Annotated in this window: 9 protein-coding genes; all 9 read left to right on the forward strand. The window is 52.6% G+C overall.

Annotated elements, in window-relative coordinates:
- Positions 1 to 6 precede the first annotated feature (6 nt).
- A complete protein-coding gene (locus AC0YOB_RS02190; RefSeq protein WP_210044017.1) occupies positions 7 to 885 on the forward strand; it encodes a carbohydrate ABC transporter permease in 879 nt (292 codons plus the stop codon).
- Between the two features lie 67 nt (positions 886 to 952).
- A complete protein-coding gene (locus tag AC0YOB_RS02195) occupies positions 953 to 2470 on the forward strand; it encodes an extracellular solute-binding protein (RefSeq protein WP_475791346.1) in 1518 nt (505 codons plus the stop codon).
- Positions 2471 to 2602: 132 nt separating this feature from the next.
- A complete protein-coding gene (locus tag AC0YOB_RS02200; protein ID WP_475791347.1) occupies positions 2603 to 4894 on the forward strand; it encodes a helix-turn-helix domain-containing protein in 2292 nt (763 codons plus the stop codon).
- Positions 4895 to 4917: 23 nt separating this feature from the next.
- Positions 4918 to 6138, forward strand: a complete 1221-nt coding sequence (locus tag AC0YOB_RS02205; protein ID WP_475791348.1) for a mandelate racemase/muconate lactonizing enzyme family protein — start codon at positions 4918 to 4920, stop codon at positions 6136 to 6138.
- A gap of 76 nt (positions 6139 to 6214) precedes the next feature.
- Positions 6215 to 7252, forward strand: a complete 1038-nt coding sequence (locus tag AC0YOB_RS02210) for a dienelactone hydrolase family protein (protein WP_475791349.1) — start codon at positions 6215 to 6217, stop codon at positions 7250 to 7252.
- Between the two features lie 89 nt (positions 7253 to 7341).
- Positions 7342 to 8787 carry a serine hydrolase domain-containing protein gene (locus AC0YOB_RS02215; protein WP_475791350.1) on the forward strand — a complete coding sequence of 482 codons (1446 nt, stop codon included), beginning with the start codon at positions 7342 to 7344 and terminating at the stop codon, positions 8785 to 8787.
- A gap of 361 nt (positions 8788 to 9148) precedes the next feature.
- Positions 9149 to 10201, forward strand: coding sequence for a FecCD family ABC transporter permease (locus tag AC0YOB_RS02220; protein ID WP_475791351.1), 1053 nt, complete (start codon positions 9149 to 9151; stop codon positions 10199 to 10201).
- A complete protein-coding gene (locus AC0YOB_RS02225; RefSeq protein ID WP_475791352.1) occupies positions 10202 to 11227 on the forward strand; it encodes a FecCD family ABC transporter permease in 1026 nt (341 codons plus the stop codon). It begins immediately after the preceding gene.
- A 28-nt stretch (positions 11228 to 11255) separates the two neighbouring features.
- Positions 11256 to 12257, forward strand: a complete 1002-nt coding sequence (locus tag AC0YOB_RS02230; RefSeq protein WP_475791353.1) for an ABC transporter substrate-binding protein — start codon at positions 11256 to 11258, stop codon at positions 12255 to 12257.
- Positions 12258 to 12400 lie beyond the last annotated feature (143 nt).

Consider the following 12400-nt stretch of genomic DNA (forward strand, 5'->3'; position numbering starts at 1 on the left):
GCTGCCATGATCCGTTCATCGCTTGGTTCGCGTTTTTTCGATCTGGTGAATGCCGGGGTTCTGATCGTTTTCGCTTTGATTGCCATCATTCCGTTCTTGTTCGTATTGTCGGGTTCCTTCACTGCTTCCGAAGAGCTGTTGAACCGGGGGGTTGTCCTCTTTCCGACCAAATTATCGCTCGAAGGCTACCGCTATATCTTCTCGGCGGAGACGATTCTGAGAAGTCTGGGTGTGACGGTCTTCATTACCGTTGCAGGGACGTTCATCAACCTCTTCTTCACGACGCTGACCGCCTATCCGCTGGCCAGAAACGAATTTATGGGCCGGGGACCCATCATGCTGCTCATCTTGTTTACAATGCTGTTCAGCGGGGGGATGATTCCCACGTTTCTCGTTGTCAAGTCCTTCGGCATGCTCGACAGCTTCTGGTCGCTGTTAATCCCGAGCGCGATCAGCGCGTTTAATCTGATTATCCTGAGAAACTTCTTTCAGCAGCTGCCTGACGGGCTGGAGGAATCGGCCAAGATTGACGGCTGCAACGATTTTCAGATTTTGTTCCGCATTGTGCTGCCGCTTTCCCTTCCGGCCATGGCTACCTTCGCGTTATTTTACGCGGTAGGCCATTGGAATACGTTCTTTAATGCTATCCTGTATATTAACGATAATGCGAAATGGCCGATTCAGGTATGGCTGCGGCAAATTGTCATCTTGTCGCAAGGAGGTGTCGGAGACTCGCAGAATATGGGGAGCGACTATGTGGCTCCTCCCGGCGAAGTAATCAAGATGGCGGTAATTGTAGTCTCGACCGTACCGATTTTGCTGGTTTATCCGTTTCTGCAAAAGCATTTTGCCAAAGGGGTACTGCTCGGCTCCGTCAAAGGATAGGATGGAAGTCTGAAGCAGCAAGCTGCTCATCAAACTATATTCAGGAAAATGGGAAGGGGAATTATTCATGGCTATTCCGCGTTATCTCAAACAAGGCCTGCTCGCTGCAGGAGTTCTGTCCCTGGTCATCACCTCGGCATGCGCCAGCAGCAATGGGGAAACGAACGAGGGCGCTGCCTCTGCGCCAGCAGAATCGTCAAGCCCGTCAGAAATCACGATGATGAATCAATATTTAACGGCAGAGCCGCCAAATATGGACAGCGAGCCGATGAAGCTGCTCCAGGAATATACGAATGCCAGCTTGAATGTGACCTGGGTTCCCAGTTCAAGCTACAGCGAGAAAGTCACGGCTTCGATTGCGGTTGCCGGAGATTTGCCGAAGCTGCTGCTCGTGAAGGATGACCGCAACCCGGCTATCATCGATGCGGCCCGGGCAGGCTTGTTCTGGGAGTTGGGACCGTATCTGAAGGACTATCCGAATCTGCAATCCTTGGATCCCGCACGGTTATCCAACATTTCCATAGACGGTAAAGTATACGGTGTCTACCGCTGGAGAGCCATTGCCCGCAACGGGATCATTATCCGCAAGGACTGGCTGGATAACCTGGGCCTGCAGGAACCCAAAACGATCGACGAGCTGCTGAACGTTATTAAAGCTTTTACTTACGACGATCCGGACAAAAACGGGAAGAATGATACGTTCGGCATCTCGTTCGACTCGAACAGCGCACAGTTTAATCATTTCCTGTCCATCATGGGAGGGCCGAATCTCTGGGCCTATGAGGACGGGAAGATGACTCCGGATTTCATGACGAAGCCGTATATGGATACGCTCAAGATGCTCAAACAGATGTATACCGATAAAGTGTTCAACAGTGATTTTCCTGTTGTTAAGGACCGTACGGTACTGATCAATCAGGGCAAGGCGGGCGTTTATATCGGAGCGTACGATGATTTGAACGCACGGTTTACCGATTTATTCAAATTGAACCCGGATGCCAAGCTGGATCCCATTCCGAATGTCAGCGGACCTGACGGCATCAGAGTACAGGGGGGGACAGGCTATAACAGCGTCTTTATGATTCCGAAGACGAGCGTCAAAACCGAGGACGATCTGAAGGAGGTATTGTCCTTTCTCGATAAACTCGGCGACGAGAAGGTGCAGAACCTGATGTCATGGGGAATCGAAGATAAGCATTACAAGGTGGAAAACAGCAAAGCGGTGCGTGTCGACGAGCAAATTTACACCAATGAGGTCTATAACGAGCTGTTCCAACTGATGGTGTTTGACGGCAAGAAGGCTCTCGCGGGCGATCTGGATCCGAACGTTGCGAAATACAACCAGCTGATTCAGGATAACGAACAATACGCCGTTCCGAATCCGGCGCTGCCGCTCCTGTCACAGACTTATATGGAGAAAGGGAGCCAGCTTGAGCAGATTATTATGGATGCCCGGACCAAGTTCATCATTGGCGAATTGGATGAGAAAGGCTTTGAGCAGGCGATAGCCAACTGGCGGAAGAATGGCGGCGACCAGGTGATTTCCGAATATGAAAGCGATTATGCCAAAACAATGAATAAGTAAACGGCGGGGAATACATCTACTTGTTCGTCTTGCTCTGCAGATTGCGGCTTTGAAGATTTATAGAATTTCATCGCATCTTTATGCGATAATGTAAGCGGTTGTAATACTCGGCTTAAAGAAAGAGAGACCGACATGAAGCTGCTGAATTTGTCCCGTTATCAAGTGAAACTGTTTACATTATGCTTGCTGCTCGGCGCCATTCCCGTCGTGGTGCTGGGCATTTTTTCATATGCCAAATCATCGGGATTGATTGAAGACAAGGTGCTGCAGGGAAACGACCAGCTGCTGCTCCAGATCCAGACCCAGCTTGAGAATACATTGAAGGTCGTCGACTTCTCCATCTTTCAATTTGCGAATTCGCAGGAGGTTGGCGATGTCCTTCAAAAGCCGATTCAAGCCAGGGATTTTCCGCTTGTCGATAAATTGCTGGAGATGCTGCAGCGCATCCAGATCTACGAGCTGGGGATCCGTGACATCCATCTGATCAATATCGATCATCAATGGATGATCAGCAACAAGGGATATGCCAGGCTGGACGAATCCGCAGACGCGGACCGGATCTCATCGTTCTCGGCGATCGATAAGCCCTTGGCGTGGACAACGGAATTATCGGATGCCAGCGGCGGGAAACCGGGAAGCTCGGAGATATACCTGGTCAAGCGGTTTCCGAGCTATTCGGGAAGCCCGCATGCGCTGCTTGTGACGGAAATGTCGAGCCAGGAGCTTTTCAAGCTGCTGCCGACAAGCAGCAGTCTGGGATTCATGGTCATTTTGGATGATAAAGGAAATCTGATCGCCAGCAGTCCGAAGTCAGGAATGAACAGGTCTCTGCAAGATTCGCCCCAGCTCGCAGACATCAAGCAGGCAGCTGAAATGAGCGGCTACCGGACAGGTCAAATCGGCCAGGAGAAATACGGATTTACATTCCGGAAGTCATCCTATAACGGCTGGACTTACCTGCTGATTGTTTCGCTGGACAGCATTGGCCGCGAATCGCAGGCTATCGGCTGGGCGACAGTATGGGCTTGCGTTATCATTATCGCCATGATCATTATCCTGTCTCTGCGGGGGACCAGTAAGCTCTATTCGCCTCTTCGCACGCTCTATCAGAAGATGGCCGATCCGGCCGAGGTATTGGATCCCCAGGAGCGGAACGACGAGTTCAGGGTCATCGAACGGCGGATGGAGAGGATGTTCCGAAGCAATATGGATATGACCAGCAGCGTTCAGAAGCTGCAGCAGCAGTTAAAGCCGTTCATGATTTTCAAGCTGGTGCAGGGCGGATTGCCGTCCAAGGAAATCGAGGAGCAGCTGCAGCTGTTCGGCTATTCGCAAGGCTTCAACTGGCTTGCGGTAGTGACCATACAGATCAATGCGCTGGAAGGTACCCGGTACCTGGAAGGCGATCGCGATTTGCTGCTGTTTGCAATCAGCAACATCGTCGAGGAAACGGTGCCTTTCGAGCATCGATTGAGCCCTGTCGTCATCGAGCAATCGCAGGTTACGGTCATCAGAGGCGATCAGGAATCCACGGATGGATTCAAGGCATTCCTGCTGGACATAATCAGGCAGGTTCAACAAAATATACAGGCGTATCTGGGGCTATCCGTCAGTGCGGGAATCAGCCGCCCTTACAAAACATACGGTGCCACGCCAAAGGCGTACGCGGAAGGGCTCGATGCGCTGAAATACCGGATTACGAAGGATACCGAAACGATCCTCTTTATTGAGGATGAGGAGCCTGAGCTGCAGATGGTGTTTTTTCCCGAGCATTTGGAGAAGCAGCTTGTCGAGGCTGTGCGATTTTCGGATGAGAGACGGGCCGCAGTCTTATTGGGTGAGTTTCTGCAGATTTTGTCCAACAGGGAGCTTACACACAATCAGATGCAGAACTGGCTGATCAAGCTGCTGCTCGATTTGCTGTATATTACGGAGCAGTCCGACGCCGCCTCCTCCCAGCTCAATGCGAATGCGATTCAACTGTCTGAACAGCTTAAGAGGCTTAATACGGTGCAGGAAATCGAGCTTTGGTTCCTCCGGCAAATTATCGAACCCGTCATTCGCATGGAGGAAATGAGCAATGAGGGTCCTTTTCACAAAATAGCCAACGAAGTTGTCCGCATTATCCAGAGCGAATACGACCGTGAGCTGACCCAGGAGGAATGCGCATCAAGGCTTAATTATCATCCCAGTTATATCCGGCGCGCTTTGAAGAAAAGCATGAATACCAATTTTACCGATTATTTGCTGGCATACCGGATGGAGGTCGCCAAGAAGTGGCTGACCGACACGGAAATGAGGATCGCCGATATGTCCAAAAAGCTTCAATACAATAATCCGCAAAATTTCATCCGTTATTTCAAGAAGGTTACAGGCATGACGCCGGGCCAATATCGGGAAATGTGCTGCAATGACAACGAATGAAATGATCCAGGGAGGAAACAACGATGAAAAACAGCTATTCGGACTTATCCTATTTGCATTTGGACGGCTCTCTTAGCGGGGTCAAGAACAGCGTGGGCACTGACGAGCTGGAAGCGGCGGCCAATTCGCGGGTGCTGCAGGTGGATGATATTCAATCGCCGGTCATTATAGAATCCATGGAGCTTCTCTTCAATAATGGGCTGTATTTCCTCAGGGCCCGGTCCAAGGACGGCTCGGAAGGCGTGGCAGTGGCAAGCGAACGCGCCGAGTATCTGCATCCTCTGCTCAAGCAGCTGATCATTCCGTATTTTATAGGCAAGGACGCGCGTGATCTTGAAAAGCTGCTGGATGGCGTTTACGTTCATGAGAGCAATTATAAGCTGTCCGGTCTTGCATTATGGTGCTGCATCTCATGGGTCGAAGCGAGTCTGCTCGATATGTTGGGCCGCATATGCGGCAAGCCGGTCGGAGACCTTCTGGGAGGCGTTATCCGCAGCGAGGTGCCCATTTATGTAGCCAGCGGCAACAGGGGAACGACGCCCGAAGAAGAAATCGAGGTGCTGCAGGGCAAAGTCGCGGAAACGGGCGCGAAAGCAATCAAATTCAAGGTAGGCGGCCGAATGAGCAAAAACGCCGATTCGATTCAAGGGCGCTCGGAAAGTCTGATCTACCTGACGCGAAAAGTATTTGGCGAGGACATGACCATTCATGCGGATGGGAACGGCTCTTACGATCCGCCCAAGGCAATCGAATACGGCAAAATGCTGGAGGAAATCAACGCATTCTTCTATGAAGAGCCCTGTCCCTTCGAGCATCTGGAGGATACCAGGGAGGTTGCGGACGCCCTTGCTGTCCCGCTGGCATTCGGAGAGCAGGAAACAAGCATGCGGCGGTTCAGGTGGATCATTGACAATGACGCCGCTCAGGTCGTGCAGCCGGATCTGCAGTATAACGGAGGCTTTATCAGAAATACCAGGGTCGCCAGAATGGCCGCAATGAAGGGGATCGCCGTCACACCGCACATATCCAGCGGGTACGGCTACGTATATGTGCTTCATTTTGCTTCCTATATCCCGAATATCGGGAAATTTCAGGAAAACAAAACCGGTGTTAAGGAAACCGGAAGTCTGTTCACTCCGCAAATGGAAGTCAAGGACGGTGTGATGAAGGCGCCGACAGGCCCGGGTCTGGGTATGGACCACACAGAGGTTAACCGCGTGCTGCGTAAGGCTTTCCTGGTTTAACCGGAACAACCGTTCAAAAAAATGACCGCAGTCCCCAGGTTTTCACCGGGACTTGAAGGGAGAAGGAGCATCTGTCATGTGGACCCCTGACGCTTTCCTCGAACAATTCTATGAACGTACTCCCGATTATTCCTTCAAATCGGGAACATATGCAGAATGGGCGGATTGGAGGCCGGCACTGGTTAATGCTTTGAAAAAGGCCATCGTTCTGCCTGCTGCAGAAGCTGTCAATCCGGACCCGGTTGTTCTCGGGCGGGAGGATTATGGAGCATACGTCCGGGAACATTTACTGCTCCATACGGCACCCCATTTAACAATGCCGTGTTATTTGCTGATACCTAAAAATGCGGTGCCGCCTTATCCGGCAGTGATCGCCTGTCCCGGTCACGGATACGGTTATAAACAGCTGATCGGCCTGCTCCCCGACGGAAGCGACCGGGCCGGAGAACCGGGAAGCTACAAGGATTATCCCGTCGAGCTGGTCAAACGGGGAGTGATGGTAATCGTCCCCGAATTATTGGGACTCGGGGACAGGAGGCTGGAGCAGGACCGGGCCAAGGACCCCAACGAGAATTCATGCTTCCGGCTGGCGATGAACCTGCTGATGGCCGGAAAAACGCTTGCCGGGTACCGTGTGCATGAAATGATCTGCTGTGCCGACTATTTAGTATCCCGCAGCGACACGGTCCCGGGCAGAATCGGAAGCATGGGATTCTCGGGAGGAGGGCTGGTTACGGCATTAACGGCTGCGATCGATGACAGAATCGGTCCGGTCGTTATCAGCGGGTATACCAACACCTTCAGAGACAGCATTCTGGCAAAGCCTCATTGTGCCGACAATTACATTCCCGGGCTTCTGCAATATGCCGAAATGCCGGATATTTGGGGCTTGATCGCGCCCAGGCCGCTGCTGATAGAGGCGGGCCAGGAAGATAGCGGATTTCCGATTCAGGGAGCGGTAAAGGCGATAGAACATTTGCGTTCCATTTATCGTGCAGCGAATGCGGAAGAAGAGCTGGTTCAGGATATTCATTCGGGAAAACACGAGGTTTCCGGCCACCTTGCATTTGAATGGCTTGAGGCTAAATTGAATGGAATGCCGGAATACGGATAATGCGTACAGCATGATAATGAAAGCGCACACAAAAATGCTTGCCATTCCTCTGGCGCTGCAGTACGTTAGTAGTATAAAGGAGGAATGAAATGATGGAACGGACCAATCTGCATCTACCCAGAAGTCAGCCGGAAGCACAAGGAATTCCCTCCGCAGCTGTAATTGATTTTTTGAATGCCGTACAAGAACGAGATCTGGAGCTACACAGTCTGATGATACTCAGGCACGGCCAGGTAACAGCGGAGGGCTGGTGGGCTCCCTATGCATCCCATCTTCCCCATATGCTGTTCTCGCTCAGCAAAAGCTTTACCTCCACCGCCATCGGCTTCGCCGCTGCGGAAGGGTTGCTGTCAGTGGATGATGCTGTTCTATCGTTCTTCCCGGACGATGCCCCCGCGGCAATCGAACCGAATTTGGCGGCTATGCGCATCTGTCATTTGCTCATGATGGGAACGGGCAATGACAAGGACACCACAAGCGGGATGCAGCAGAGCGAAGACGGCAATTGGGCCAAAGCCTTTCTTGCGGCTCCCGTCGAGCACGAGCCCGGTACTCATTTTGTCTACAACAGCGGAGCTACCTATATGCTTTCCGCCATCCTGCAGAAGGTTACAGGCCAGACCCTGCTGGAATATTTGCAGCCGCGCCTGTTCGAACCGCTTGGCATAAAGGGAGCGGCCTGGGATGTCTGTCCCCGGGGAATCAATGTCGGAGGCTGGGGATTAAACGTTACCACAGAGGATATCGCCAGGTTCGGCCAGTTATATCTTCAGAAAGGGATGTGGAACGGACAGCGTCTCTTGACGGAGGAGTGGATCGAGGAAGCGACGTCCAGCCAAATATCCAACGGAGACGGCGGAGTTAATGATTGGGCGCAGGGCTACGGCTATCAGTTCTGGCGCTGCAGACATGGGGTGTACCGCGGTGACGGCGCGTTCGGGCAATTCTGTATTGTGATGCCGGAGCAGGACGCCGTTATCGCAATCACAAGCGGCACCAACGATATGCAGGGTGTCATGAACGCCGTCTGGGATCACTTGCTCCCTGCTATGCAGCCGTTGCCGCTTTCTCCGGATCCGGAATCGCAGGCGCAGCTTGAATCCCGACTGGAGGCTTTGGCCATCCAACTGCCGCGGCTGCAGCCGGATTCCCCTCTGGAAGAAGCTTTCTCCGGCAGGGAATATGAGCTTGAAGATAATGAACAGAAGTGGAAGAGCCTATCGGTTTCCTTTCATGACAAAGGTGCAACCATCGTTCTCCGTAAACAGGATAATGAATACAGCATTAACCTTGGCCGGGGCGAGTGGGCGGAAGGCTCCACACGGCTGCTTCAGGAACAGGATAAACGCATCGCTGCGAGCTTTACGTGGCAGCAGCCGGACACGCTTCAATTGACGCTGAGGTTTGTCGAAACGCCATTTTCTATTAACAGCCAGATCCTGTTTGACGGGGACAATATCCTGTTGAAACAGAATTCAAACGTTTTATCCGCCGCTCAGGCTGAAATCCGCGGACGGTTAACGGAATTGGCGTAGAGGTCCGATGACTGTGCAGGCGGAAGATGTTTCAGCAATGCGCGGTCCTGGATTTTGCGAATAGCTCACCTTATCAAATGTAAAAGTTTCACACCTATAAACTTCTATAAGGCTGAGGGAAGAAGCCTGCTGTGCCGCCAAAAGGACGGCGACCGCCGTTTCTTATTGAACATTGGAACAAGGCTGCCGGAGCAATCCGGCGGCTTTTTCGACGTCTCTGTCATCAATTTGCCATAAAAAAGCGGCTCGTTTGGCTGATTTGTCCCATATCGGCTGCCGTGCTTAAAAAAAATTGCGGATTACAAAGCTTGATTAATGCGGGGCAACTTTTTCTGTGGTAAGATAGAAAAAGTCATTGATAATGATTATCAGTATTATTGCTAGAGGGAGGCCTACCGACTCGTCCGCTATGAAATGGAGTAAAGGATTCATCACAGGAATATGGTTTGCCGCCGCAGCGGCAGTATTGCTTCTCAGCATGTTTTTTGCTATATCCTACGGCGCCAAGGATATGACGCTTGCCACAGTATGGGCGGCCGTTTTTCATTATGATTCCACCGTGACAACCCATCAGATCATTCATGAATTCAGGCTTCCCCGCGTATTGGGGGCTATGATTACAGGCATGGCCTTCGCGGTGTCGGGTGCGCTTATGCAGGGTGTTACAAGAAATCCGATGGCGGACAGCGGCATCCTTGGCGTCAATGCGGGGGCAGCGTTCGTTGTTGCGCTCTGCTTTGCTTTCCTGCCCGGCTTATCCTACTCCATGCTGATGATCTTCTCATTCATCGGGGCGGCGCTGACTACCTTGTTTATAATGGGGCTCGGCTCGGCTGCGAAAGGCGGACTTACTTCACTGCGGCTCACGATAGCCGGAGCGGTTGTCGCAGCCATGCTTCATTCACTCAGCACCGGAATTGCGATCTACTTCGACTTGAGTCAGGATCTGGCTTTCTGGTATGCCGGCGGGGTAGCGGGTGTCACCTGGGAGCATCTGAGGGTGCTGGTTCCTGTGATTGTACTTACTTTGATCTGGTCCGTTACGATGGGACGCTCCATTACCTTCCTGTCGCTGGGGGAGGAGTCGGCTGTGAGTCTGGGTGTGCGGACCGGGAGAATCCGTCTGCTCGGTATGACGGCTGCCGTCATTCTGGCCGGAACATCCGTATCGGCGGCAGGCTCCATCGGGTTTGTCGGCCTCGTTGTTCCGCATATCGCGCGGCGGCTGATCGGAGTGGATTACCGGATATTGATACCCTTGTCCGCTATGCTGGGAGCGGTGCTGCTCATTTGGGCGGATTTCGCGTCCCGGATGGTCAGCCCTCCCAGAGAATTTGCGATCGGGGCAATGGTTTCACTTGTAGGTGTGCCTTTCTTTCTTTACCTGGCGCGTAAAGAAAGGAGAGATTTGTAGATGGACATCGAGGCGCAGGCCAAAAAAAGAGCAAGACGTGCATTTTATGCCAGTCTTATCCTGTTCCTGATTGCACTGGCGGTCGTGCTCGTCAGCCTGAATACGGGCACGATCCGCTTATCCCCGTTAGCCGTGGGACGGACGCTGCTCGGGAACGGTTCAACGGATGAAACGATGATCATGTTCGATTTCCGGCTTCCCCGTATCCTGATCACGATGCTTGCAGGCATTGGACTTGGCATCTCCGGCGCTGTGCTCCAGGGGGTTTCCCGAAATTCGCTTGCCGATCCCGGCATACTTGGTATTCATGCAGGAGCGGCATTCGGACTTATGATCTTCGTGTCCTTCTTCCGCACGATGGAAGGCCCGTCCGCGCTCATGATTCCGATGTTTACCTTTGCAGGGGGAGCAGCGACGGCTGTTATCATTTTCATATTCGCCTATGACCGGTACAGAGGCTTGCTGCCGATCCGCCTGATACTGGTTGGCATCGCCGTTGCGGCCGGAATCAGCTCCGTTACGCTGCTGTTGTCCTTGCGGCTTGATGAGGATACCTATTCCTTCGCGGCCAGCTGGCTGGCCGGCAGCGTCTGGGGAAGAGACTGGATTCATGTATGGGCGCTGCTGCCGTGGATTGTGCTGATCGTTCCCTTCATCTATACGCGCTCCCGGACACTGGATATCTTCGCCTTGGGCGACGACGTTGCGTCAGGCGTAGGCAGCCATGTGACGAAGAACCGGCTGCTCATGCTGTCGCTTGCGGTGGCGCTCTCCTGCGTCAGCGTCTCGATGGCCGGCGGAATCGGCTTTATCGGACTGGCGGCGCCTCATATCGCCAAACGGCTCGCCGGTCCGCAGCATCGGCATTTTCTGCCGGTAGCGGCACTGGTGGGTCTGGTCATTCTCGTCGCAGCCGACACCATAGGACGATCGATTTTTCATCCCAATGCGATTCCGGCGGGGGTTGTGGTCGCAGCTATTGGAGGACCCTATTTTCTCTACCTGCTCTTCAAACCAGACAAATAAATTACACATCAATGGAGGAACATCGACAATGAAGAAGGTTTTGGTACTCGTATCCATGATTATGATAATTGGTCTATTGGCCGCTTGCGGGCAATCGGCGGACTCCAATCAACCGGCACCGCAAAATACAGCAGGAAACACGGCTGAAGGCACAACGAATGAGGGCGCAGCGCCTGAGAACACCTCCACGGATACGGAAGCTCCGGCGCCGGACTTTATCGTGCACGATGCGAACGCCAAGATTGCTTCTTTGTCCATTCATATTACCAGCAACCTGCTTGCTCTTGGCATCACGCCAATCGGTTCGGTGGTGGGCGGCGATGTGAAGGATTTTCTGCCCCATGTCGCGGATCTTCTGAAGGGTGCGACGAAATATGGGACCGTCTCCGATCCGGATATGGAAGCTCTGCTCGCCTCGAAGCCCGATTACATCTATCTCGATGAAGAATATTCAGGCAAGGACGTCTCCAAATTCGAGAAAATTGCCCCGACGATCGTTGTGGATATGAATAAAGGCACATGGCGCGACCATCTGAAGCTTCTTGCCCGGCATGTGGGGAAAGAGAAGGAAGCGGAAGCCTTTATCGAGGATTATGCTGCCAAGGCGGAGCGGGTTCAGACGCTGGTTCATAGTGAGCTCGGCGCGGACGCCAAGGTAATGGCCATCCGCATGACAGCGAAGGAACTGCGCGTCATGAGCACCGGAAATCCTGTAGGGCCGATCATGTTCGATGATCTGAAGCTGAAACCGGCGAGCGGCGTGGAGAAAATTGCCGCGGATAAGCCTTTCGAGGTTATTTCCAAAGAGGTCCTTCCGGATTTTGACGCGGATGCGATCTTTGTAATTATCAGCGTCGGAAGCGAAGCGAAGAGCAATTTCGAAGAGATGGAGAAAAACGCGGTGTGGCAAAACCTGAAAGCCGTCAAAAACAAACATGTTTATATCCTTGACGGACAAAGATGGCTGGATTATTCCTCCATGGGTCAAAGTATGGCTCTGGATGACGCCGAGAAGCTGTTTGCCAAGTAAACGTCAGCGAGAGCGGCATATAAATAATGGGATGTTTCAAAAGGCAGGATCTTATTCAGTCAGCCAGAGTCCGCCGGAGACAACCGGAGACAACCGGAGACAACCGGAGACAACCGGAGACAACCGGAGACAACCGATAAAAC

The sequence above is a fragment of the Paenibacillus sp. JT31N17 genome, assembly GCF_056269255.1.